Here is a 25,514-nt window from a genome sequence, read left to right as displayed (position 1 = left end):
TTTTCAACGAAAAACGGAAGTTGTTAACAACTATAAAATTTCTGAAACTTTAGTACAAACAAACTCTAAAAAACGTTCGTCGTTTTCAGTAAATGGGTCTGGTGTGTTGGAGTCTATATCAATTTGCCCAATATTTTTACCATTAACAAAAATGGGTATTACAATTTCAGCTTTAACAGTAATACTACAAGCAATGTAATTATCTTGTGCTGCAACATCTGGTACTACAAAATTTTGGTTGCTTACTGCTACCTGTCCACAAATACCTTTGCCAAATGGAATTATGGTGTGATCAGTTGGTTCACCTACGTATGGACCTAGTTTAAGCTCTTCTTTATTGCCATTTCTAAAATAAAACCCAACCCAATTGTAATGTGGAATATTGGTTTCAAGTAATTCGCAAATTTTTAGTAAGCGGTCGTTTACTTCTAAACTAGAATTAAAAACAATATTTTCAACTTGTGGTTTAAGGGATTCAAAAGTCATAATAAAAAAGTTTTGGTAAAAGTATTTAAAAAGGCGTAATTTCGATATTCAGTTTTTATTTTTTTTTGAAATAAGTTCAACTAATATTTTAATATAATTCAAAAATATATTATGCGAATTACATCTAACCTCTTAAAGGCAATATGCTAGAATAGATGAAAGCCCTTTTTATAAAATACAAGTCGGTTATAAAGTTTATACTTACGTTTTTGTTGGTTTATGGTCTTTTGTCTTTGGGTTACAAGTTTTATTTGCAGTTTTCCGATGGCTCAAAATTTTACCCCGATTATATGACGCACCTAGTTTCAAAACAAACGGAGGCGCTTTTAGATACTTTTGGGTACGATGTTGAGGTATTACCGCACGACAGCGAACCTTCAATGAAATTAATCTTAAACGGAAACTACATAGCTAGAATTATTGAAGGATGTAATTCTATTAGTGTTATTATTTTGTTTATATCGTTTATTATAGCGTTTTCAGGGAAACTAAAAACCACTTTTTTTTATATCCTTTCTGGGAGTGTTTTAGTTTATGTAGTTAACTTATTGCGTATTGTTGTTTTAAGTTTGGGATTATATCATTATCCCGAATATTCAGATTTTTTGCATACCGTTGTGTTTCCAGGAATTATTTACGGAATGGTATTTTTATTATGGATTTTTTGGGTGAATAGATTTTCAAAATTTAAACAGAATCATGCATAAAATAACAAAATATTTATGGTTAATGCTGTTGTTTGGATTGCTGATTTTAATTCGGTTTTTTGAAGATGAGTTGTTTTACGATCCGTATTTAACCTTTTTTAAAAACGACTATTTATATATTGATAGCCCGCGTCGAGAAATACTAAAATTAGTGTCCTTTACAACCTTACGCTATGTTTTAAATACTTTAATATCGTTGGCTATTTTGTTCGTGTTATTTAAGGATAAAAGCATTATTAAATTCTCTGTTATTGTATATTCTTTAGCTTTTATTGTGCTAATTCTAGTGTATTTGTATTTCGTTATAAATCCACGACAAGAAGATTATTATATGTTCTTTAATATTAGGCGGTTTTTAATACAACCTATTATTTTAATTCTATTAATTCCAGCATTTTACTACGATAAACTTAAAAAGTAACTGTTAATCATTTCGTAAATTTCAGTAGGTAATTTTTATTTTTTGTAAATTTGCATTGTGAAAAAATTGTTTTTACATAAGACATTCTCAATGCTTTTGGCATTACTGGTTTTGTTTTCAACTGTATCATTTACCATTGAAAAACATTATTGTGGTGATGTTTTAGTTGATGTTTCGGTCTTTACTGAAGCTCAAAAATGTGGTATGGAGGCTCTAGAAATTCTTCAAAAGAAAACCTGTTGTAAAGATGAAGTAGATGTTATTCAAGGGCAAGACCAACTTAAATTTTCCTCATTTGAAGATTTAGATTTTCAGCAACAAATTTTTGTTGCATCATTGGCATATGCTTTTATTAATCTTTTTGAAGGTTTACCACAACAAGTTGTTCCTCATAAAGATTATTCCCCACCCAATTTGGTTGCTGATATTCAGGTTTTAGACCAAGTTTTCATCATTTGATTTATTAGTATTTTTTTATTCAAGAAAATAGATAATTCTGTTTGCTTGGAAAAGAACTTATTAATAATATCAAAACAAAAAATCATGAAACATACATATACAGTTACAGGAATGACCTGTAATAATTGTAAAGCATCAGTTGAAGATAAATTGAATGCAATTCAAGGTGTTGTAAAAGCTTCGGTAAATTTAGAAAAATCTGAAGCCACTATAGAAATGTCTGAGCACATTTCATTAAATACCTTACAAGCTGCTTTACCCAGCAAATATTCAATTTCAGAAAAGAATATTTTTAAATCAGGAGTTATTCAAAAAGAAGAAAAAAGCGAGTTACAACAGTTGTTTCCGTTGTTCTTAATTTTTGGATACATCATAGTTGCATCACTATTACTAAACTATAAAAGTTGGAGTTCAACAGACTTTATGCTCGATTTTATGGGCTTATTCTACATTGTTTTTAGTTTTTTTAAATTCCTAGATTTAAAGGGGTTTCCAGAGTCTTTTAAAATGTACGACCCTTTGGCAAAAGTAATGCCTGTTTATGGATGGATATATCCATTTATAGAAGTTGTACTTGGGCTTATGTTTTTAATGCGTATTGAAATACCCATAGCATTGATAGTTACCCTGTTTGTTTTAGGTATTACAACAATAGGTGTTACAAAAACACTTTTAAATAAAAAAACTATTCAGTGTGCTTGTTTAGGAACTGCGTTAAAACTTCCTATGACTAAAGCCACATTTATTGAAAACAGTATTATGATTGTTATGGCAATTATTATGCTAATTAAAACCTACTATTAAAAATGAAAAACATATTCTATATATTATTAATGCTTCCAATTTTTATGTCGTCTCAAGACAAAATAAATGGGATGATTATGGAAGCTAATGATAAAAACGAACATATCGGTTTAGCCGGTGCCAATGTGTATTGGTTAAATACTGAAGTTGGAACGGTAACCGATTTAGATGGAAAGTTTACAATCCCATACAAAACCGATTATAAAAAGCTTGTGATTAGTTATGTTGGATTTAAAACCGATACTTTAACCATTACAGAGCCAAAAATGGTACATCATTGGTTGCAACCAACGGATAATTTAGATGCGGTAACAGTGACCTCAAGAAAGCAGGCCACAGCAAGGTCATATTTACAAGCTACTAATGTGATTAATGTGAGTAGTGATGAATTGCTAAAAGCAGCATGTTGTAACTTGTCTGAAAGTTTTGAAACGAATCCGTCCATTGATGTTAATTTTGCCGATGCAGTTACCGGAACACGTCAAATTAAAATGTTGGGGTTAACAAGCCCATATATTTTGATTGCAACTGAAAACATACCATCAATACGAGGTGCCTCACAGGCCTTTGGTTTAAGTTTCATCCCAGGAACGTGGGTTGAGAGTATCCAAATAACAAAAGGAGCTGGAAGTGTTGTTAATGGTTATGAAAGTATTGCAGGTCAGATTAATGCTGAATTAGTAAAACCATCAACCGATGATAAGTTATTCATAAACGCCTATGGCTCTATGAACGGGAGATTTGAGTTAAATACTCATTTTAATACAAAAGTCTCTGATAAATGGGATACGGGTTTATATCTTCATGGAAATTTACGTGACGAGAAATTTGACAATAATGATGACTCATTTCTTGATATGCCATTGCAAAACCAAGTTAATTTAATGAACCGTTGGCAGTATATCGATACGGAAAAAGGCTTTGTTAGTTTTATTAATCTGAAATTTTTAAACGACCAAAAACAAACAGGTCAAATAGATTTTAATCCAGATACAGATAGATTAACAACAAACTCATGGGGAAGTGAGATAGATACGAAGCGTTATGAGGTTTCTGCTAAATTTGGATATGTAAACCCAGAAGTTCCTTGGCAAAGTATAGGGGTTCAAACTGCTTTTAGTAGTCACATACAGGAGTCGTATTTTGGATTGAATCAATACAATATTACTCATAACAGTTTGTATACGAATGCCATATATAACTCAATTATTAGTGATTCTAGGCATAAAGTTAAAACAGGTATTAGTTATACCTACGATCATTATGACGAGGTTTTAGATGTACAAAATCTAGATTCAAATTACGAACGAACAGAACGTTCTGTTGGTGCTTTTTTCGAATACAATTATGATAATTTGGACAAGCTGAATCTTACTGCTGGAGTACGTATTGATAATCATAATTTATTAGGAACATTCGTAACTCCTAGGGTTCATGCCCGTTATACACCTTGGGAAAAATCTGCTTTGCGAGCATCTTTTGGTCGTGGAAAACGAAGCGCGAACATTTTTGCTGAAAATCAAAATATGTTTGCAACATCCAGAGCTATTAATATTTTGAATTCTAACGGAAATATTTATGGATTAGATCCAGAAATTGCGTGGAATTACGGAGTGTCCTTTTTACAAGGTTTTAATCTTTTTGGACGAAAAGCAGATGTTACCTTAGATTATTATAAAACCGATTTTAAAAATCAAGTTGTGATTGACTGGGAAAACCCTCAGGAAGTAAATTTTTATAATTTGGATGGGAAAAGTTATGCGAATAGTTTTCAAATAGAACTTAATTATAATGTATTTGAACATTTTGATTTGCGTACGGCTTATAAATATTATGATGTAAAAACAGATTATACAAGTGGTAAGTTAGAGAAGTCGTTAACGCCTAAACACCGTTTGTTCGCGAATGCATCTTATGAAACGCACGAGGGTAATTTAAATGATGGTTTTTGGAAGTTTGATGTAACCTATAATTGGTTGGGTGAGCAACGTTTTTCTTCAACGGCTAGTAACCCTGTACAGTATCAGCTTCCAGAGTATACACCTACTATAGGAACTTTAAATGCCCAAGTAACTAAGGTTTTTTCAGATACATTTGAAGTATATTTAGGAGGAGAAAATATTACGAATACAAAACAGAGTAATCCTATTTTAGGAGCTGAAGACCCGTTTGGTTCGAATTTTGATACTACCTTTGTATATGGTCCAATTTTTGGAAGCATGTATTATGCTGGACTAAGATTTAAAATAAAATAAAAACGATATTAATAAAAGAAAAGCCGTGGTAATCTTTTTGTAACAACAATTAAATAGATTGCCACGACTTTAAAACAGAATTTAAAAACATTTAAAAAACTTAATTATGAAAAAAATAATAACCATAGCATTGCTATTTATCGGAACAGCAGCATTTGCCCAGAACAAAAACGCTAAAGTCTCTATTGAAGTAGACGGTGTTTGCATGATGTGTAAAGCAAGAATTGAAAAAGCTTGTTTAAGTACTAAAGGAGTTAAGAGTGCCAATTGGGATGTTAAAACCCATGAGTTAAAACTGTTTTTTGATGAAAATAAAACAGATTTAAAAACAATCCAAGCTAATATTGCAGCAGTTGGTCATGATACTAAAGAACTAAAGGCTACCGATGAGGCGTATGCTTCAGTACATCCTTGTTGCAGATATAGAGATGACAAGGTTGTTGGCGAGCACCACGACTAATGTGCCGCTAAATAACAATTAGCAGTTTATTTAATTATGCCGAAAATACAGTATCGTATTTATGTTATAGAATTGTCCAAGCGGGTTTTTACGGAGAATGCTAAGTTTAGAGCGGCAAATCCACAGTTTAATGGCGTGTTGGAATGTTTGTATGTAGGTATGACTAGCAAGACACCAAAAGAACGATTCATACAACATAAAACAGGTTATAAAAACAAGAAGGGTTATAAAATATCTTCAAACATCGTACAAAAATATGGCTCTTATTTAAGACCGAGTTTGTATAATCATATTGATCCAATAGACACTAGAGAAGAAGCCCTTAAACTGGAAGAAACTTTAGCTTTGGAATTACGACGAAAACGCTACGCAGTATGGTATAATTGAGAAGTTTAATTACGCTTTAAGACGTAAATATATTTTCGGATTTTTTAAAATTTGAGAGAATTAAATTTCTACTAACATATGTATGATTTTTTGTAGTTTATAACTACTTAAAAATGTATTTTCGTTTTTTAAATTTATGACAATGACAATGACAATGACCGAGTTTGAGCCTATTATTGAAGTTATTGAAGAGGCTTACGAAATATCAAACTTAAATGCCACCAGAAAAATTTCAGCATTACTCCCTCACGATTATTATAAAACGGATAAAAAATACCCTGTATTATACCTTCAAGATGGGCAAAATCTTTTTAACCCATTAGCTAAGTATGGCGATTGGGCGATTGATAAATCTATGGCAAAATTAGCCGAAGAAGGGTTAAGCGACATTATTATTATTGCGATAGACCATGGTGAACAGGAACGCATCATTGAATATTTACCTTATTACCACCCGCGTTTTGGAAAAGGAAAAGGAAATTATTATATCCAATTCATGATTGATAAATTAATTCCTTACATTAATAACCATTATCGTACGCTAACAGATTTTGAGCACACAGGTATTGGCGGAAGTTCTATGGGAGGACTAATAAGTCTACATGCTGGTTTAGCTAATCCGGGAGTTTTTGGGAAAATGATGATTTTTTCACCTAGTTTATGGATTTCAAAAACCATTTTTAATCATACCAAATCGTTTAAGCCGTTAGAAGAGTCTAAAATCTATTTATATGCAGGTGGTCAAGAAAGTAAAGAACACTTGCCAAATGCCCAAAAATTAGAAAACATTATCAGAGCCAAAATGGTGAAAGGTCATAATATAGATTTTCATTTTTCTGTAAATGAGTTCGGAAACCATAGCGAAGTGCATTGGCGTGAAGAATTTCCTAAAGCCGTAAAATGGCTTTATTTTAACAAATTATCATGATATATAATAATATTCCGAAATTAGATAAAGCTGAGGATATCATTGTTCCTTGCAGAAAAGGAAATCTAAAACATGTATCAGAATTTATTTCTATAAAACACCTGGATTTTGAGGGTGAGTTCTCAACATATCAACTCGTTTATAGTTCTTCAGGTAATCGAATTTACCTTTTAGGAATTGGAGAAGAAAAAGAATCAATAAAAATAAGTGAAGCTTTTAGGAAGTTAGCTTTTGATAACAAGAAGTATTGGAAAAAAAACATTCAAGTGTATGCCGAATTGCTTTCTGATGAAGAAATAAAGCAAGCTGTTATTGGTATAGAGTTGTCTGATTACCAAATCGGTCAGTTTAAATCTGAACAGAAAAAAGAAGCTCCCTTAGAGGTTAATTTCATATCAAAAAAAGAGGTAACAACTCAAATAAGCGAAGGTAAATCTACTGGTGAAACTATCAATCAAATAAAAGCATTGGTAGATGCACCAGCAAACTACAAAACACCCGAATATTTAGGAGAATGGGCAACTAAATCAGCAAAAAAACACCACTATAAATGTACTGTTTTTCACAAGGACGAGTTAAAGAAACAAAAATTTGACGCTGTATTGGCTGTAGGCCAAGGCAGTATAAATCCGCCTGTGGTAATAGTTACAGAATATATTTCAAAACCAAATGCTAAAATTGATATAGGTTTGGTTGGTAAGGGTATTACGTTTGATAGTGGAGGACTATCTATTAAACCTTCAACCAATTTGCATTACATGAAAAGTGATATGGGTGGTGCAGCAGTTGTTTTAGGTGTTGTAGAGCTTGTTGCCAAATTAAAGCTAGATGTAAACCTTGTTGGTATTGTAGCTTCGGCAGAAAATGCAGTAGATAAAAATAGTTACAGACCAGGAGATGTTATTAATTCCTATTCTGGTAAAACTATTGAAATTATTGATACCGATGCTGAGGGTAGACTTGTTTTGGCAGACGGCTTAAGTTATATAATCAAGCAATTTAAACCAGAAAAAGTTATTGATTTAGCAACCTTAACCGGTAGCGTTGTTAGAACTTTAGGATTCTCTGCTGCTGGTATGTTTACTAATAATCAGCAAATGGCTAAAAATATGTCTGACATAGGTTTTAAAATTAACGAACGCGTATGGCAATTGCCATTATTTGAAGATTTTGAGGCAGATTTGCATTCAGATATTGCTGATTTGCGTAACTTTAGTGGTAAGCCAATTGCTGGAGCTATTAATGCGGCTAAATTTTTAGAAGCTTTTACCGAGTCTCATAAAAATTGGATGCATTTAGATATTGCTGGTGTCGCTTTTGGTGATTCTCAATATTCTAAAATGAAAAGTGCATCAGGGTTTGGGGTGCAATTGATTACCAATTATATTAAATCTTTAAACTAGAAGATTATGTCTAAACAACCACTCAATTTTGTTTGTATTTCTACTTATTTTAAAGGTGAAGATTTTATAAAACGATGTAAAGCCGAAGGGAACAATGTGTACCTGTTAACCATGAAAAAACTGGAGCACGAAAATTGGCCTTGGGAATGTATAGATGATGTGTTTTATATTGAAAATTGGAATACGAAAGATATCATTAAAGGATTAGCTTTTAAATACAGGAGTATAAAATTTGACCGGTTCGTAGCTTTAGATGATTTTGATGTTGAACATGTTGCAGCTATACGTGAGCATTTTAGAATGCCAGGGATGGGTAGTACTACAGCGCGCTATTTTAGAGATAAATTGGCAATGCGAATAAAAGCAAAAAATGAAGGTGTTAACGTGCCAGAATTTACACCTTTGTTTAACGATAGTGATATTAATAATTATGCAGATAGCGTAAGTCCGCCATGGTTGTTAAAACCTCGCTCGGAGGCATCCGCTGCTGGAATAAAAAAAATACAGTCAAAAAATGAACTTTGGGAAATTGTACATAGTCTTGGTGATGAGCGTGACGAATTTTTAGTAGAAAAATTTGCGCCTGGAGATGTGTATCATGTTGATGGATTAAATGTTGACGGGAAAGTAGTTTTTTCTAGAGTTAGTAAATATTTAGACACACCGTTTGAAGTAGCACACGGTGGCGGTATTTTCAGGTCAGCTACTTGCGAAATCAATTCTAAAATAGAGAAAGCACTTAGAAAAATGAATGCTGAGGTTATGAACGCTTTCGGGATGCAATTTGGTGCGTCTCATACTGAATTTATCGCTTCCAAAGCAACAGGTGAATTGTTTTTTCTTGAAACATCATCTAGAGTTGGAGGCGCTAATTTAGCTGAAATGGTAGCTTTTGCTTCTGGTGTTAATTTATGGAGTGAATGGGCAAAAATTGAATCCGATAATTTAAAGCAGCAAAAGTATATTTTACCAAAAATTCATGATAAATATGCTGGAATTGTAGTGTCGTTAAGTCGATACGAATATCCTGACACATCCAGTTTTACGGATAAAGAAATTGTATGGCGCATGCATAAACCATGGCATATAGGGTTTATTGTAGTGTCTGATTCTAGTGAGCGTGTTTTACAATTATTAGATAATTATACCAATCGTATTGCTAATGAGTTTCATGCAAGTTTGCCAGCACCGGATAAACTGAGATAATAAATAGCTATTTATAATTCAAAGAAACAAACACTACCACCAACCCAAGTTTTATCTTTATTATATTTAACACCTATCATTTCGCCTTTGCTTAACCGTGCAAGATTGCTCACAATTTTAGTAGTATTATCTTTTTTGCTATGTATTAGCATCATCCGGATTTCACATTTTGCAGGAATATCCAAGGTTTCTATAATAGGGTGGTAAGCCACTTTTTCTTGTAGTAAATAGTTTGATTTGTTTGCTATATTTTTAATCATGTCAGGGGTTACATGTAATTGAACGCCAGCACCTGCAAAAGAATACAGCGGTTTTAAAACATAATTTTCTAAATCTTCTGGAATAGATTCTAATTGATTTAAATAATACGATTTTGGCACATAATCACCTTTTAATAAAGGCATTGTGTATTTACTGATTCTGAAAAACCAATTGGGGTGACCAACCCATTCAACGTCAACTTCGTCACTAAAATCAAATTCACGTTTTAAATCATCACGTTGATCAAGTTCATCAAAAATAATGCGGTTATAAATTTTTAAAACTTGAATGTTATTTCCTTCATCATCTTTATAAAATAGTTTTTTTCCTTTTTTAATCAGTTTGCTTATGCATAAAACTTTAACTCCCAATAATTCGGTGGTACAATAAAAATCAATAGCTGTGGCTTGTTTGTCGGGTTCAATTTCTAATAAAATAACTTGTTTAGGATTGGTATCTCCAACAATTTCTGTACGCAATGTTTCAATAAATTCTTTTGATGTAATTCCTGTTGGGTGTATGGAAAGATGATTAGGAATGTTATAATGTTTTCGATACATACTTCCTATAAAATGCTGAAAGCAATACAATGAGGGGAAGCCTTGAAGCTCAATGAGCTTGGGAGTAGGATTTCCATTTTCGTCCAAGCAAATTCCAAAATCTAATTGTATAAATTTAGAGTGCTCATCTTCATTAGGCACTTTCATTTTATCATCAAAAAAAGCACTTTCTGTTAGCGTTTTAAAATTAGGCTGATTAATTACAGACATAATATCATGACATGCATTAATCAATCTTTTTTTTAAGTCGTTAGATATAAATATAGGCGTTTCAGCAATTTTAAATATAGGTGTATAATTAAACGTCTGACTTACATCATTCAATAAAGCTTGATAGGTTTCTTGCTTAAAATCACTATTAAATGCATTTCTATATTTGTCTAACATATCAATTTTAAGAAATTAATTGTTGTGTATGTTGTTTGATGGCTCTTCGAATAAATGTTGGTAAAATATGCTGATAGGTTTTGATAATTTTATCAGGGTCGTCTATTCTATCCATCATTTGATTGTATTTAGCTTCACCAAAATTGGTAATTACTTTTTGTTTATTAGCGTCTTCTGAAAAATGGGCGTACATACCAACCGGGTCTGCTTCAGGATGAAATTGTGTACCTATAAATTCTTTGGAAAAGCGTACCGCCATAATTGCGCGTTCGTATTCAACATGAGTTCTTATTTTTTCTAAACTTAAAATAGAAGCACCATGTTCTTTAAAAACAGCTAATCGAGGTTGAATAAGTTGCCAATCGCGAGAATCGACTGCATAAAAAGGATCGTCTAAACCTTTTAAAATAATATCTTTTTTACCAGCAGCTGTTTTATGAACGGGCAAAATACCAAACGAAGTACTTTTTCGAGGTTTTATTTCGCCTAATTCAAAGTAATGACAAACCACCTGAAAAGAGTAACAAATAAAAAATACATGCTTTTTCTGATGGTTAGATTTTAAATTAAAATCCCAAAGGTTTTGTATTAAATTTAGATAAGGTTGGCGCCAAGGTTCATTTTCTAAAGGACTACCAGGACCACCACTAGAAATATAAATATCAAAGCTCAAATCGGGCAATTCATTTTTTGCTCTTACATCAAATACTTCAAAATCTACTTCTTTTTTAAACGATTTTACAATATCAACTATACAACGTAAACCCTGGTTGGGTTCATTGTTGTTCATGTCTAAAATTGCTAATTTTACTTTATCACTCTGCATTTCCTTTCTTCTTTTAGGTATCTAAAATAGTTTGTTCCATAATATAATCGACTACTTTAGTTAAATCTTTAGTTTCTTTAAAAACAGCCAATTGCCTATCGGCTCCAGTACCATTTTTCATTATATTTCTTACGTTCTCAATTTCCTTTCTTGACCCTAATTCATCAACAACATCATCAACAAAAGCTAATAATTCTTCAAGCAACAGCCGTGTTTCAACTTCACATTCTTTACCAAAATCAATCATTTTTCCATCAATACCATATCTACCCGCACGCCATTTATTCTCGTTAATTAAGGCTCTGTGATAGGTTATAAAATTTAAGTTTTGCATTTTTAACTTATAAAGTTTGGCAACTATTGCTTGAATCAATGCAGCGATACTTAGGGTTTCATCAACCGTCATCGGTACATCACAGATACGAACTTCTAGGGTAGGGAAGAAAGGATGAATTCTAATATCCCACCATATTTTTTTTGGGTTGTCAATACATTTCGTTTTTACCAAAAGCTTAACGTAGTTTTCGTAATCAGTTAAATTGTCAAACACACCAGGTATGCCAGTTCTTGGAAATTTATCGAATACTTTAGATCGGAATGATTTAAAGCCCGTATTTCTTCCTTCCCAAAATGGTGAATTAGTCGATAAAGCATACAAATGTGGTAAAAAATAACGCATCGCATTAGTTAGGTGAAGCGCCAATGCCTTATCCTCAATACCTACATGTACGTGAAGTCCGAAAATTAAATTAGAACGCGCTGTGTCTTGAAGCTCGTTTACAATTTCATCGTAACGTGGATTGGGTGTTATAAGTTGTTTTTGCCATTCAGAAAAGGGATGTGTTCCGGCAGCGCCAATTCTAAAACCTAGCCCTTTTGCTATATCGGAAATAGATTTGCGTAAATGAATAATTTCTGATCTAGCTTCGGTTATATTTTTACAAATATTTGTGCCAACTTCCACAACAGCTTGATGCATTTCGGCTTTTACTTGCTCGTCAAGTACTTTTGCTGCCTCAATAACAATTTGCTGGTCGTGAGAAACTAATTCTCTAGTTACAGGATCTATAACTTGGTATTCTTCTTCAATGCCTAATGTAAAATCCATAGACAACTATTATTTAAATGATGTTTTTTTGCCTGTAATTTGATCTTTAACAAATGTACCCCATGTTAAATTCATTTTACCTTTTTTGTATTGTTTTGCTTTTTCAATTGCCATATCTGCTGCATTCTCAACTATCCAATCAAAGTTTTCTTGTCCAACAGAATGTATATCGGCGTCTGGTGCAGGATTACAAAAATCGATGGCATAAGGTATTCCATCTCTCACAGCAAACTCTACGGTATTAAAATCGTATCCTAAAGCTTTATTAAGTCTGATGCAATATTTTTCAACTAAATCTAATATTTCTTTTTTTACTGGTGGACCATCAATAACATAGCGCAAATGATGCGGGTTACGAGGTTCGTATTGCATGATATGTACTTTATCAGTGTTTAAAACATAGCACCTAAAGTATTCGGTAAAATTGATTTCTTCTTGTAGCATCATTACCAAATTTTCGGTTTCACCATGTTTTTTCCATAAATCTTCAGGATTATCTACGCGATAAACACTTTTCCAGCCACCGCCATCATGTGGCTTCATGTATGCAGGAAAACCAATAGTTTCAAACATCTTATCCCAGTTAAATGGGAATTTCATATTTCTAAAGGAGTTCTCGGTGGTATCGGGCGGCCTATGAGATGTTGGTAATATAAATGTTTTAGGAACAGGAACACCAACTTTTTCGGCTAATGCATTGTTGAAAAATTTTTCATCGGCACTCCACCAAAATGGGTTGTTTATTACAGCAGTTCCTGTAATAGCAGCATTTTTTAGAAAGGCCCTGTAAAAGGGAACATCTTGCGAAATTCTATCAATAATTACGGCGTATTCATCAGATTTTGCTTGCTCTACAGTTTCAATTAAAACCGCTTCCGCCATCATATCTTTAATGCCTTGTTCTTTTATTTTTTCATTAACGCGATTAATAAATGCTGGTGGAAATGTGTTCTCTTGCCCAAATAAAATGCCGATTTTTTTCATAAAAGATATAGTTAATGGTTAATTAAATTTTTGATAAATAGTGCGGAAACATCTGTCTCCAAATTGGCCAATCATGTTCTGCCCATTTTCGTTCGTCAAACCAAAAAGGGATGTTTTTATCGCTAAGTATTTTAGCCATTTTTTGGTTAGCTTCTAAGCAAATATCCCATTCGCCAACTCCAAGAATAATTTTCATTTTCCAAAGGTCTGGATGATTACTGTTTGGTAGAAAATCTACTGGGTTATTAAAATACACATTATCATCATAATAGCCGTCTAAAAAAGATTTAATATCAAAAGAACCACTTAAACTAAACATATGGCTCACTTTTTCAGGGTGCTTAAATGCGAAATTTGCAGCATGGTAACCACCAAAACTAACACCTGCTATAGCAACTTTTGGTAAGTTTTTTTGTTGACAAATAGGGTTGACTACTTCGTTTAGAATAAATTCATCGTACCATACATGGTTTTTTACTCTATCAGCAGGATGAATACCCTTATTGTACCAACTTAATTCATTAATACTATCAGGGCAATATATTTGTACCAAGCCTTCTTCCAAAAACCATCTTACAGATTCGATAAGTTTGAAATCTTTACATTCATAATAGCGACCCATAGTGGTTGGGAACAAGACTAGTGGATAGCCTGCATGACCAAACACTAGCATTTCTATATCTTTACTTAAGGTAGGTGAGTACCATTTATGATATTCTTCTTTCAATCGATTGATTTTTAGTTAGATAAAAAATTAGCGCGCAAATGTACAATATATTGCAATAGCTTATTTATATATTTTATTTAAAATTATTGATTAAACATATAGCTATCAACAATATAGTTTTTTATTTGGGGATTTTAAATTATTTGAACGTTTTTCCGTGTGTAATTAAGCTTTTTTTAAAATGGTTAATAGGTTATCGCAACTTTTTATTCCTGTTTTAGTGGCTTTAAGTTTTAAATCAAAGGCACCACGCATGCTTAAAATAATATTTTTCAAAAGTTTTTCATCTTTAAAACCAAATTGCCCTTTACTGAAATCATCATAATCAATGTTATGTATAAAATAATCGCCCACATATTTTTTTTGAATGTTTTCTAAACGTTCATAACTGTCGCTCATATTTTCATAAGTAGCATAGTGCTTTTCAATAGCGGTTTTCATCTCAAAATCATCAATTAATTTGAAATCACCAGAATTAATAAGTGCTTGATATGTGTTATCATTTGGTGTAAAATTGTTAAGAGCCACTATGCTGAATACTTTTCCGATGATACTCATTTTGTCTGGTGCGTTGGTATTGAGTTTAGGAAGTATTTCTTTTGTGGTATTAATTTTCTTTTCGATAGCTAGAACATTTTCTTCAAGGGCCTTTTTGTCCGAAGTAACATCATTTATTAAATTGGTTAAATACTGCTTTTTATGAGATTCATTCTTGGAATGTTCTGCACATTTATTCATGCTAAAAGCAATGGAGATGCCTACAATTACAATCAAAATTTCACCAATTGTGTATTGCCAATTTATTTTTTTCATTTTGAATGATTTGTTTGTTTAAATCTATGAAATATTAAGCAATAAAAAAACGCTTCAATTTAATTGAAGCGTTTTTAGAATTTTAATATAACTTGATTACATCATTCCTGGCATACCGCCTCCGCCCATTGGAGGCATAGCAGGAGCGTCTTCTTTAATGTCGATTAAAGCACACTCGGTAGTTAGAATCATACCTGCAACAGATGCTGCATTTTCTAAAGCAATTCGTGTTACTTTTTTAGGGTCGATAATACCAGCTTTTAGCATATCAACATAGGCTTCAGATTTTGCATCGTAACCAAAATCTTTCTTGCCCTCTAAAACTTTATTGATGACTACACTACCTTCACCACCAGCATTTTCTACTATGGTGCGTAATGGAGCTTCAATCGCTTTGTTTACGATTTGAACACCAGTTGTTTCATCTAAATTCTCTGTGGTAATTTTTTCTAAAACCGCTTTGGCTCTTACTAAAGCTACACCACCACCGGCAACAATACCTTCTTCAACAGCAGCTCTCGTTGCGTGTAGAGCGTCATCAACGCGGTCTTTCTTCTCTTTCATTTCAACTTCACTTGCAGCACCCACATAAAGCACAGCAACACCACCAGCTAATTTAGCTAAACGTTCTTGTAACTTTTCTTTATCATAATCACTAGTTGTTGTTTCAATTTGTGATTTTATTTGGTTAACACGTGCTTTAATATCAGTAGCTTTTCCAGAACCGTTTACGATGGTTGTATTGTCTTTATCAACAGTTACAGTTTCAGCGGTACCTAACATGCTTAAATCTGCATTTTCTAAGGTAAACCCTCTTTCTTCAGATATAACAGTTCCACCAGTTAAGATGGCGATGTCTTCTAACATAGCTTTTCTGCGGTCTCCAAAACCAGGCGCTTTTACTGCGGCAATTTTTAAGCCACCACGTAATTTGTTTACTACTAAAGTTGCTAAGGCTTGTCCATCAACATCTTCAGCAATAATTAATAATGGACGACCAGATTGAGCAACTGGCTCTAATATGGGTAGAATTTCTTGTAAGTTAGAAATCTTTTTGTCGAATAATAAAATGTATGGATTTTCTAAATCGGCAATCATTTTGTCAGCATCCGTTACAAAGTAAGGTGATAAATACCCTCTGTCGAACTGCATACCTTCTACAACATCTACATAAGTATCCATGCCTTTAGCTTCTTCAACTGTAATAACACCTTCTTTACCAACTTTACCGAAAGCAGTAGCAATTAATTCGCCAATAGTATCATCATTATTTGCAGAAATTGCCGCAACTTGTTTTATTTTTTCAGAAGAATTACCTACTTGTTTAGCTTGTTTTTCAAGATCTTTAGTAATGGCTTCAACCGCTTTATCAATCCCACGTTTTAAATCCATTGGGTTTGCTCCAGAAGCTACGTTCTTTAATCCTTCTTTTACAATAGCTTGAGCTAAAACAGTTGCTGTTGTAGTTCCATCACCAGCTAAATCGTTGGTTTTACTAGCAACTTCTTTTACCATTTGCGCACCCATATTTTCGTGCTCATCTGCCAATTCAATTTCTTTAGCTACAGTTACACCGTCTTTAGTTACTTGTGGTGCACCAAAACTTTTACTAATAATCACGTTACGCCCTTTTGGACCTAATGTTACTTTTACCGCATTTGCCAATGCATCTACGCCACGTTTTAAGCCGTCTCTTGCGTCAATATCAAATTTTATATCTTTTGCCATTTTATTTTCGTTTTTTGGAATAATTAAACAATTGCTAATATGTCGCTTTCACGCATCATTAAATAATCTTTACCATCAAGTTTAAGCTCTGTTCCAGCATACTTGCCATATAAAACAGTGTCGCCAACCTTAACGGTTATAGGTTCGTCTTTCGTGCCAGGTCCAGCAGCTACAACAGTACCTTTTTGTGGTTTTTCTTTAGCGTTATCTGGAATAATAATTCCGGATGCTGTTTTAGTTTCAGCGGCAGCAGGCTCAATAAGAACTCTGTCTGCTAATGGTTTAATGTTTAATGCCATTTGTTGTATATTTTTAAGTTTAAAAAATTAATGTTAACGCTAATGCGTTATGCTAAAAATGTGCCAATGCTAGATAACTGACAAACTTACAGAAACAAAAAATGCCAACTGGAAAAGCTGGCATTTTTTGTTAATCATTTAACTAATTTAGTTTCCTGTTGAATCAGCAGGTGTTGCTGTATCATTAGTAGTTTGTACTGGAACTGCTGGTAAAGGTTGCGATGTTGTAGCGTTAGGATCCAATGCTTTTGAATCTAAATTTTCTCCACCTCTGTTTATAGCTACATTAGATAGTAAAATTAATACTAAAAGTAAGGTTGCTAATGTCCAGGTACTTTTATCTAAAAAATCAGTTGTCTTTTTTACGCCACCCAGTTGTTGTGTGCCACCACCACCAAACGAAGATGATAACCCGCCACCTTTTGGGTTTTGTACCATAATTACTACTACTAGTAAAAAGGCTACCACAACTATTAGTGCTAAAAATATTGTAAACGTACTCATTATTCTTTGTTATTTTGTTCTTGTAATTGTTCTACTGCTTTAATTTGGTTTGCAAAGAAACTACTTTTTTCTGGATATTTCAAACTTAAAATTTTATAAGATTGAATTGCCTTTTTATAGTTTTTTTGCTCAACATAAATACGAGCTAAAGTCTCTGTCATTAAGGACTCAGGCGGTATCATTTGAGCTTTGGCTAAATTGCCTTTTTGTGAAACCGTTTTCGAGGGACTGATTTTTGGGTTTTCAGAAATAAATTTATCAATTAATTCAAATTTCTTTTCCTTATCTAAGGTTTCCGGAGTTTCGTTTTTTTCTTCATTTTTCGCTTGTCTTTGAATGGGTTTAAATCTTGTTAGTTTTAACCATTCGTTAAATGAATGCGTTTCTCGTTTATCAAATTGAAGCGGTGTTCCTAAATTTAATATCTCATTGGCAGTAGGTTCCTGAGTCTTTGTTTCTTGGGATACAGCTTCAATAGATTCTGATTCGTCTAAAATAAAAGATTTAACAGGGCGCGATTCTTTTGGTTGAAAAAGCGCAGGATCTAAAACACCGTCTGTTTCTCTGATTTGTTGTTTTAAGGCTTCATCAATTTTTACACTTTTTTCAACCGAAATATCTTCAATATCAACATCTATATCTTTTAAATGGGCAATATTTTGTTTTATGAATTGTGAAATTTCATTTTGAATAAACGCTTCAGATGTGATATAATCAAATAAAATACTTCTATCGCTTGTGTAAGCTGCTGTAGTTTTAAGCTCTTGATTGTATTTAAAACTGCTTTGATCTTTTAAGCCTTTTAGGTAAACAGCACGTGCTGATTGAAAATATGGAAATTCATCAATAATAGATTTTAAAGCTTCAGTTTGCTCCGTTGTTATTGCTTGCGGATGCTGAAGTATGTATGTGAAATCTGTTTGATTCATTACCATCTAGCTAAGGTAGCGTTAACAATATCTTGAGTTAATCTTTCTAAAATTTCTTCGTGAGCTGTTGTTTTTTGAGCGCCAACAAGCTGCGCACTACCAGGGAAATCGTAAAAAAATGAAAACGTTTGTTCTAGGTCTTCTTCTTCTTTTAGTCTATTATAAAAACGCACTTTTACACTTATGGTTAGTCTATTTTGGGCAGCCGTATTTTGTGACGTTGCTGTAGTTGGAGATATTCTATAATCTGAAATTTCACCTTCGTAAACTAAATCGGCATTTGAAGGTACTAAATTTAAATTGGTTTGGTTTTGAATTAAATCTTCCAAAGCCAATTTAAAATCACGCTCTAAACCAGGTTCAACCAATAAGGCATTATTTTCGAAATAATTTACTTGATATGTTTTAGCATTGGTTTCAATTCCAGTGAATGAATAGATGCCGCAACCAAAAAGTAAAAAACTAAAGGTTAAAATAGAAACGTATAAAAGGTGTTTTTTCATGTTATATAAACTCTAACTTTTGCAAGAATTAAGTGGGGTTTTAATTAAACGAAAACTTATAAATCGTATTGTTTAATTTTTCTGTACAAAGTACGCTCGCTAATACCTAATTCTGCAGCAGCTAATTTACGCTTTCCGTTGTGACGTTCAAGCGATTTTTTTATTAATTCTAATTCTTTATCGTGTAGCGATAAAGTTTCTTCTTCTTCAATTTCTTCGGCAAAATGATATTTATCTTGTATACCTATAGAATCATCATCATTTGAACGATGTTCTGGAATTGCAATAACCTCAGGATTTTCTATAGATTCTTCATAGTCAGTATCTTCTTCTTCATTATTATTTCCATAGATTTTTTGAATCAAACTTTCATTATTTTTCTCAACATCTTTTATGTTGCCAGTTTTCATCAACTCTAAAGTGAGTTTTTTTAAATCGTTGAGATCGCTTTTCATATCGAAAAGGACTTTATATAAAATTTCCCGTTCGGTACTAAAATCACTTTCAGACTTCGATGTTTTAATAACTGCGGGTAAGTTTGTGCCAGAAGTTGGTAAATAGCTTCTCAAAGTTTCTGCAGTAATAGTTCTGTCTTGTTCTAAAACCGATAGTTGTTCTGCGATGTTTCGTAACTGACGAATGTTACCACCCCATCTGTGTTTTAAAAGTACTTGAACCGCATTGTCAGTTAATTTTACCGTTGGCATTTTATATTTTAATGCAAAATCACTAGCAAATTTTCTAAAAAGCAAATGAATATCGTCTTGACGCTCGCGTAATGGAGGTAAATGAATATCAACCGTACTTAACCTGTAAAATAAATCTTCACGAAATTTTTCTTTCTGTATCGCTTCAAACATATTTACATTGGTAGCTGCTACGATACGCACATTGGTTTTCTGTACTTTACTCGAACCTACTTTTAAAAACTCACCATTTTCTAAAACACGAAGTAAACGTACTTGAGTAGTAAGCGGTAGTTCACCAACTTCATCAAGAAAAATAGTTCCACCATCGGCTACTTCAAAATAGCCTTCTCGGGTTTGCGTAGCACCCGTAAACGAACCTTTTTCGTGACCAAAAAGTTCGCTATCAATGGTGCCTTCCGGAATGGCACCACAGTTTACGGCAATATATTTATTATGTTTTCTATGAGATAATTGATGTATTATTTTTGGGATACTTTCTTTACCAACACCACTTTCACCAGTAACCAAAACCGAAATATCAGTTGGAGCTACCTGAATCGCTTTTTCAATAGCGCGGTTTAGCGATGGTGTATTACCAATAATACCAAATCGTTGTTTTATAGCTTGTACTGATTCCATTTTCTTTCTTTATATCTTAATTGTTCTCAGAATAACCAATGGCTTCTCCAATTAGTGTTGCACTAGTGCAATCAGTTACTTTTACATTTACAAAATCGCCAATTTTATATGTACCTTTAGGAAACACACAAACTGTATTTTGAGATGTTCTACCAGACCATTGTTTATTGGATTTTTTTGATTCTTTTTCAATGAGCACTTCAACAGTTTTATTGAGCCACTTCTTAGTCCTAATTTCGCTATGTATTCTTTGTAAATCTACAATATCTTGTAGTCGACGTTTTTTAGTTTCTTCAGGAATATCATCTTTCATGTTTCGGCCTGCCATAGTTCCAGGGCGTTCCGAATAGGTAAACATATACCCAAAATGGTATTGAACATAGTTCATTAATGAAACTGTGTCTTGAAAATCTTCTTCGGTTTCAGTTGGGAACCCAACAATCATATCTTGACTTATGGCGCAATCTGGAATGATTTTTCGAATATTATCAATCAGTGCCATATACTCTTCGCGCGTATGCAAACGATTCATCTCTTTTAAAATGCGATTACTACCACTTTGAACAGGTAAATGTATGTGGTTACATATATTTTGATATTTCGCCATGGTATGAACCACATCTAAAGTCAAATCCTGAGGGTTCGAAGTTGAAAATCGAATACGCATTTTGGGTTGAGCTTTTGCGCATAATTCTAATAAATTTGAAAAATTAACAGCCGTTGCTTTTTGTATATCACTCGCTTTAATAAAGTCTTTTTTAAGTCCGCCACCGTACCACAAATAGCTGTCTACATTTTGCCCGAGAAGCGTAACTTCTTTATAGCCATTATTCCATAAATCATTTATTTCCTCAATAATACTTTGTGGGTCTCTGCTACGTTCGCGTCCTCTAGTAAAAGGGACAACGCAAAAGGTGCACATATTGTCGCACCCTCTAGTAATAGATACGAAAGCAGTAACTCCATTTGAGTTTAATCTTACTGGAGAAATATCGCCATAGGTTTCTTCTTTAGAAAGAATAACGTTAATGGCCTCTCTTCCTTCGTCAACTTCGGCAAGTAAGTTTGGTAAGTCTTTATAAGCATCTGGTCCTACAACCAAATCAACAATTTTTTCTTCTTCCAGAAATTTAGTTTTTAACCTTTCTGCCATACAGCCTAAAACGCCAACCTTCATTTTTGGGTTGTGGTCACGTTTTACAGCATTATATTTTTCTAAACGTTTTCTAACAGTTTGTTCTGCTTTGTCTCGAATCGAGCAAGTGTTAACTAAAACTAAATCGGCGTCTTCTAAATTTTGAGTAGTGTTAAACCCTTGTTTAGACATTATAGAAGCAACAATTTCGCTATCGCTAAAGTTCATAGCACACCCATAGCTTTCAATAAAAAGCTTACGCTTGTTGCCTTCTTTTTGGTTTAAAACTAAAGTTTCACCTTGTTTATTTTCGTCTATTATCTTTTCCATAGTTTATCCGAAACATATTAGTTTCAATAAGCATGCAAAGATACAATTTATTTATGTTATATGACAAAGTGGCAGTTTTATTTTTGTTAAATTAACGCAACCAAAATTTGGTTTATGCATCTAAAAATAAATTCATTGCTATGAGAATTGTTAAAAATATTTTTTTCATTATTCCAGTTGCATTTTGCTTTATGAATATGCAGTGTGATGATGATAGTGATGATTATTTGGGTGTTTGCGACCAAACTACTGTAATAGATGAAAGCCTATACGATAGTTTAGAATCTAATAATTTTACAATTCTTGGTGCTGAAATACAAAATAATTGTCTAACTATTGAATTTGGAGCTTCTGGATGTGATGGAAATTCTTGGACATACCAATTGGTTGATTCTGGAGCTGTTGCTGAATCTTCACCCGAACAACGCTATTTAAAATTTGAATTATTAAATAACGAGGCGTGCTTAGCATATTTTGAAAAATCGATTTCTTTCGATTTAACATCGTTACAAATTACTGGTAGTAATAAAATTATTTTGCATATTGATGGTTATGAATCTTCATTAACATATACATATTAAAAAACTAACTAATGAAAATATTAATATTATGAAAATAAAACACCTTTTTTTGTCCTTGTCCCTAATCTTTGTTGCAGCGTGCGACACCAATGATGAAGATTTCGAGTTCGTTCAAGTAGCAAAACCAATGTTAATGAGTAAATCGGCGTTTAGAAGTTCTGTAGACATATCAGCTCCTAAAGGTATTGAAGAAGTTGGTAAGATATACGCCTATAAAAATTACATTTTTGTAGGTGATACAAACAACGGGATTCAAATAATAGACAATTCTAATCCATCAAACCCTAATGCGATAAAATATATTAAGATTCCTGGGAATGAAGATATATCAGTAAAAGATGATATTCTGTATGCTGATAGTGCCACTGATTTATTAGTTTTTGATATTTCGGATATTAATTCAATAAAACTAGAGGAACGATTAGAAGATGTATTCAGAGTATATGATTATAATATACCTGTTGAAGCACAGGTAGTTGATTTTGATAAATTTGATTATAATAATGATGTGATCGTTGGCTGGACAATAACCACTGAACGTCGAAAAAAAAGGGATGATGATATTTTAATCGATGTGGTTTTTGATGGAGCCGTAATAAATTCAAGCGAGTCTGTTACAGGAACTGGTGGTTCTCTAGCGCGTTTTCAGATAGTAGATAATTATTTATATACAGTTGGTAATTATGAAATGACCATCTTTAATATTCATAACCTTTCAGAACCAGTACTTGCCAACACCCAATATGCTGGTTGGAATATAGAAACTATGTTTCAAGCGGATGACTATTTATATTTAGGAAGTAATCAAGGGATGTATATATATAGTTTAACAAACCCATCTTCACCAGAATATGTATCAGAATTTATGCATTGGGAAGGTTGCGACCCTGTGGTGGTTGATGGCGATTTTGCGTATTTAACAATACGAGGAGGTAATGATTGTGGTCAATTAGAAAGCGTGTTAGAAGTTATTGATGTTAGCGATAAAACAAAACCTACGCTTATAAAGCAATACAGCTTGGATAATCCTTATGGACTAGGATTTAAAGCTAATACACTATTTGTATGCGACGGAACTTCAGGATTAAAACTATTTGATAAAAGCAATCCAGAGAGTTTAAATATGACAGCAAATTATAAAAACATTCAATCTAAGGATGTTATCGCCTTGGAAAACTCACTGCTTATGATTGGAGGTAATACATTATATCAATACCATTATGAAGGCAATTTGGTGCAATTATTAAGCACTTATGAATTGAAATAATTAAGAAACGAAATCTTTAATAATAAAAATCCTGCATAATGCAGGATTTTTTAGTTTCCAATATATCTAAGAGTTTTTAAAAAAACATTTACTTTTATAGGATAATAACTAACCAAAGAATGAATACATATTATAGTTTATCAGAAAAAATAAAGAATGCCAAAGCATTAGATTTTGGAACCATTTTAAGTGAAGTTATCGAACTGTTCAAAAAAGTGTGGTTAAAAGGGTTTTTAACAGTTTTGCTAATTTTTTTATGCGCGTTCGTTATTGGTTTTTTGTTCTCCGTTATAGGGTTATCAACAAATATTTATAATTTTAATGATGGTATTAATCTTGAAACGTTTACTTCTTTTTACTCTATGAATGTCTTATATAGTTTGCCTCAAACAATTTTAGGCAGCGTGGTTTCAATTGGTTTTTTGGCATCGTTTTATAGAATTTGTAAAAATTATGTTATGAAGGATGAAGACAATAACGATTATTTTTATTTTTTCAGTAATGGATATTTTTCTAAAATTTTTATGCTAGGTATTATATATGGGTTAATAGCAACCATTGCACAACTATTGTTAGTTATTCCTTATATCTATGTGTTTGTCCCAATTTCTTATTTTTCAGTAATATTTGCCTTTAACCCAGACTTAAGCGAAACAGAAATTGTTAAGGCAAGTTTTGCTTTGGGAAATAAAAAATGGCTTATTTCTTTCGGATTGATTTTTGTTTCAGCTATTCTAGGAATGTTGGGAGTTATAGCTTGCTTTATAGGGGTGTTGTTTACGATTTCAATTGTTTATTTGCCTGTGTTTTATGTATATAAAGAAGTTATTGGTTTTGAAGATGTTAGTGAGATAGAACAAATTGGAGTTAAAGATGATTCAGATTATTAATTTAAATTAGATTTATATGAATACAATTAACAATTTATTGGAAAGAATAGAACAGGCTAAAGATCTAGATTTTGGCGATATTTTTAATAAATCTATTGAGCTTTTTAAAAAGGTGTGGTTACAAGGATTGCTTATGCTTTTATTAACTATAGCTTTTATGATTCCTTTTTATATCATAATGTATTTACCTTTAATTGCTATGGGAATTTTAGACCCAGAAACATTACAACAAGGAGGGCAACCTAATATGGCTATTTTCATTCCATTTTATTTATTTATGATAGTTTTTTCATTTTTTGCCGTAGTAATTACTTTTGGTTTAAAATCTGCTTTTTATAGAATATGTAAACTGAAAGACTTAAATGAATCTGGTGCTGACGACTATTTTTATTTTTTTAAAAAACCCCACTTAAGAAAAACCATAAAATTAGCTGCAATGACATTTGGTATCAGCTTAGTAGCAACTTTACTGTGCGTTTTGCCAATTATCTATGTGATGGTTCCAATTGCTTTAATTAATGTGATTTATGCATTTAACCCTGATATGTCACCTTCTGATATAGTAAAAGTTGGATTTAAATTAGGTAATAAAAAATGGCTTATAACCTTTGGGCTAATTTTTGTTGCGGGCCTTTTGGCTCAATTAGTTGGTATTATAATGTGCTTTATTGGAGTATTTGTAACAGCAGCTTTTGCTTACTTACCAGTTTATTTTATATATAAAGAAGTAGTCGGTTTTGGCGAGCAAACTGCAATAGATCAAATAGGAAACACCGAAGAATAAACTTAAAAATTTAACATAAAAACAACCTGTTTTTTCACTGTAAAAAGCAGGTTT

At 32.6% G+C, this 25,514-nt stretch carries 28 protein-coding genes; 14 read left to right on the top strand and 14 right to left on the bottom strand.

Translation table 11 applies throughout. From position 1 onward, the window contains the following. Positions 1–30: 30 nt before the first annotated feature. Positions 31–486, bottom strand: coding sequence for an XrtF-associated fRMsr-like GAF protein (locus tag L3X39_RS00365; protein WP_237229385.1), 456 nt, complete (start codon positions 484–486; stop codon positions 31–33). A 155-nt stretch (positions 487–641) separates the two neighbouring features. Between L3X39_RS00365 and xrtF the strand changes: the two genes are divergently transcribed. The 10 genes from xrtF to L3X39_RS00315 all read left to right on the top strand — a co-directional run bounded on the left by xrtF (position 642) and on the right by L3X39_RS00315 (position 9,516). After that, the gene (gene xrtF, locus L3X39_RS00360) at positions 642–1,193 is read left to right on the top strand and encodes an exosortase family protein XrtF (RefSeq protein WP_237229384.1); all 552 of its coding nucleotides are present in this window, start codon (positions 642–644) and stop codon (positions 1,191–1,193) included. Beyond that, entirely contained in the window at positions 1,186–1,614 is a 429-nt protein-coding gene (locus L3X39_RS00355) for an exosortase F system-associated membrane protein (RefSeq protein ID WP_237229383.1), read from the top strand. Before xrtF ends, L3X39_RS00355 begins: the two co-directional genes overlap by 8 nt. Before the next feature lie 57 nt (positions 1,615–1,671). Beyond that, complete coding sequence (locus L3X39_RS00350; protein WP_237229382.1) at positions 1,672–2,073, top strand: HYC_CC_PP family protein; 402 nt, start codon at positions 1,672–1,674, stop codon at positions 2,071–2,073. An 84-nt stretch (positions 2,074–2,157) separates the two neighbouring features. Next, entirely contained in the window at positions 2,158–2,877 is a 720-nt protein-coding gene (locus L3X39_RS00345; RefSeq protein WP_237229381.1) for a heavy-metal-associated domain-containing protein, read from the top strand. A gap of 2 nt (positions 2,878–2,879) precedes the next feature. Continuing rightward, a complete protein-coding gene (locus L3X39_RS00340; protein WP_237229380.1) occupies positions 2,880–5,132 on the top strand; it encodes a TonB-dependent receptor in 2,253 nt (750 codons plus the stop codon). A gap of 106 nt (positions 5,133–5,238) precedes the next feature. After that, positions 5,239–5,592 (top strand): heavy-metal-associated domain-containing protein, encoded by a 354-nt coding sequence (locus L3X39_RS00335; RefSeq protein ID WP_237229379.1) that lies wholly within the window; start codon positions 5,239–5,241, stop codon positions 5,590–5,592. A 36-nt stretch (positions 5,593–5,628) separates the two neighbouring features. Then, positions 5,629–5,979, top strand: coding sequence for a ribose-5-phosphate isomerase (locus L3X39_RS00330; RefSeq protein ID WP_237229378.1), 351 nt, complete (start codon positions 5,629–5,631; stop codon positions 5,977–5,979). A 142-nt stretch (positions 5,980–6,121) separates the two neighbouring features. After that, entirely contained in the window at positions 6,122–6,907 is a 786-nt protein-coding gene (locus L3X39_RS00325; RefSeq protein WP_237229377.1) for an alpha/beta hydrolase, read from the top strand. Beyond that, on the top strand, positions 6,904–8,310 hold the full coding sequence (locus tag L3X39_RS00320; protein ID WP_237229376.1) for a leucyl aminopeptidase family protein: 1,407 nt from the start codon (positions 6,904–6,906) through the stop codon (positions 8,308–8,310). Before L3X39_RS00325 ends, L3X39_RS00320 begins: the two co-directional genes overlap by 4 nt. A gap of 6 nt (positions 8,311–8,316) precedes the next feature. After that, positions 8,317–9,516 carry an ATP-grasp domain-containing protein gene (locus L3X39_RS00315; RefSeq protein ID WP_237229375.1) on the top strand — a complete coding sequence of 400 codons (1,200 nt, stop codon included), beginning with the start codon at positions 8,317–8,319 and terminating at the stop codon, positions 9,514–9,516. An 11-nt stretch (positions 9,517–9,527) separates the two neighbouring features. Here L3X39_RS00315 and L3X39_RS00310 read toward each other — a convergent pair whose 3' ends face one another. The 13 genes from L3X39_RS00310 to miaB form a co-directional block, all read right to left on the bottom strand. After that, positions 9,528–10,724, bottom strand: a complete 1,197-nt coding sequence (locus L3X39_RS00310) for a hypothetical protein (protein WP_237229374.1) — start codon at positions 10,722–10,724, stop codon at positions 9,528–9,530. A 7-nt stretch (positions 10,725–10,731) separates the two neighbouring features. Further along, positions 10,732–11,550: a type 1 glutamine amidotransferase gene (locus L3X39_RS00305; RefSeq protein WP_237229373.1), complete on the bottom strand. Its 819-nt coding sequence runs from the start codon at positions 11,548–11,550 to the stop codon at positions 10,732–10,734. A 13-nt stretch (positions 11,551–11,563) separates the two neighbouring features. Continuing rightward, a complete protein-coding gene (locus L3X39_RS00300; protein WP_237229372.1) occupies positions 11,564–12,658 on the bottom strand; it encodes a carboxylate-amine ligase in 1,095 nt (364 codons plus the stop codon). Between the two features lie 9 nt (positions 12,659–12,667). Then, positions 12,668–13,642, bottom strand: coding sequence for an ATP-grasp domain-containing protein (locus L3X39_RS00295; protein WP_237229371.1), 975 nt, complete (start codon positions 13,640–13,642; stop codon positions 12,668–12,670). 22 nt (positions 13,643–13,664) lie between these two features. Beyond that, positions 13,665–14,369 (bottom strand): esterase family protein, encoded by a 705-nt coding sequence (locus L3X39_RS00290; protein WP_237229370.1) that lies wholly within the window; start codon positions 14,367–14,369, stop codon positions 13,665–13,667. A gap of 165 nt (positions 14,370–14,534) precedes the next feature. Beyond that, positions 14,535–15,182, bottom strand: a complete 648-nt coding sequence (locus L3X39_RS00285) for a DUF6090 family protein (RefSeq protein ID WP_237229369.1) — start codon at positions 15,180–15,182, stop codon at positions 14,535–14,537. Between the two features lie 96 nt (positions 15,183–15,278). Next, positions 15,279–16,910, bottom strand: a complete 1,632-nt coding sequence (gene groL, locus L3X39_RS00280; protein WP_237229368.1) for a chaperonin GroEL — start codon at positions 16,908–16,910, stop codon at positions 15,279–15,281. Between the two features lie 23 nt (positions 16,911–16,933). Then, on the bottom strand, positions 16,934–17,209 hold the full coding sequence (locus tag L3X39_RS00275) for a co-chaperone GroES (RefSeq protein ID WP_237229367.1): 276 nt from the start codon (positions 17,207–17,209) through the stop codon (positions 16,934–16,936). Between the two features lie 147 nt (positions 17,210–17,356). Then, positions 17,357–17,713, bottom strand: coding sequence for a preprotein translocase subunit SecG (secG, locus tag L3X39_RS00270; RefSeq protein ID WP_237229366.1), 357 nt, complete (start codon positions 17,711–17,713; stop codon positions 17,357–17,359). Beyond that, positions 17,713–18,642, bottom strand: a complete 930-nt coding sequence (locus tag L3X39_RS00265) for a DUF8458 domain-containing protein (protein WP_237229365.1) — start codon at positions 18,640–18,642, stop codon at positions 17,713–17,715. Before L3X39_RS00265 ends, secG begins: the two co-directional genes overlap by 1 nt. Continuing rightward, on the bottom strand, positions 18,642–19,145 hold the full coding sequence (locus L3X39_RS00260) for an LptE family protein (RefSeq protein ID WP_237229364.1): 504 nt from the start codon (positions 19,143–19,145) through the stop codon (positions 18,642–18,644). The genes L3X39_RS00265 and L3X39_RS00260 overlap by 1 nt, the downstream gene beginning before the upstream one ends. A gap of 56 nt (positions 19,146–19,201) precedes the next feature. Then, the gene (locus L3X39_RS00255) at positions 19,202–20,473 is read right to left on the bottom strand and encodes a sigma 54-interacting transcriptional regulator (protein WP_237229363.1); all 1,272 of its coding nucleotides are present in this window, start codon (positions 20,471–20,473) and stop codon (positions 19,202–19,204) included. 16 nt (positions 20,474–20,489) lie between these two features. Beyond that, positions 20,490–21,938, bottom strand: a complete 1,449-nt coding sequence (gene miaB / locus L3X39_RS00250; protein ID WP_237229362.1) for a tRNA (N6-isopentenyl adenosine(37)-C2)-methylthiotransferase MiaB — start codon at positions 21,936–21,938, stop codon at positions 20,490–20,492. A 140-nt stretch (positions 21,939–22,078) separates the two neighbouring features. Here miaB and L3X39_RS00245 point away from each other — a divergent pair, with 140 nt between their 5' ends. The 4 genes from L3X39_RS00245 (at position 22,079) to L3X39_RS00230 (ending at position 25,460) form a co-directional block, all read left to right on the top strand. Beyond that, positions 22,079–22,519 carry a hypothetical protein gene (locus tag L3X39_RS00245; RefSeq protein ID WP_237229361.1) on the top strand — a complete coding sequence of 147 codons (441 nt, stop codon included), beginning with the start codon at positions 22,079–22,081 and terminating at the stop codon, positions 22,517–22,519. 28 nt (positions 22,520–22,547) lie between these two features. After that, the gene (locus L3X39_RS00240; protein WP_237229360.1) at positions 22,548–23,786 is read left to right on the top strand and encodes an LVIVD repeat-containing protein; all 1,239 of its coding nucleotides are present in this window, start codon (positions 22,548–22,550) and stop codon (positions 23,784–23,786) included. A 119-nt stretch (positions 23,787–23,905) separates the two neighbouring features. Beyond that, positions 23,906–24,676, top strand: coding sequence for a hypothetical protein (locus L3X39_RS00235; protein ID WP_237229359.1), 771 nt, complete (start codon positions 23,906–23,908; stop codon positions 24,674–24,676). Positions 24,677–24,692: 16 nt separating this feature from the next. Then, positions 24,693–25,460, top strand: a complete 768-nt coding sequence (locus L3X39_RS00230) for a hypothetical protein (protein WP_237229358.1) — start codon at positions 24,693–24,695, stop codon at positions 25,458–25,460. Positions 25,461–25,514: the final 54 nt, after the last annotated feature.

The sequence above is a fragment of the Flaviramulus multivorans genome, from assembly GCF_021728415.1.
GTDB classification, from domain to species: Bacteria; Bacteroidota; Bacteroidia; order Flavobacteriales; family Flavobacteriaceae; genus Sabulilitoribacter; species Sabulilitoribacter multivorans.
The sequence above is the reverse complement of the archived record's forward strand: the minus strand, read 5'-3'. Positions and strand labels throughout refer to the sequence as shown.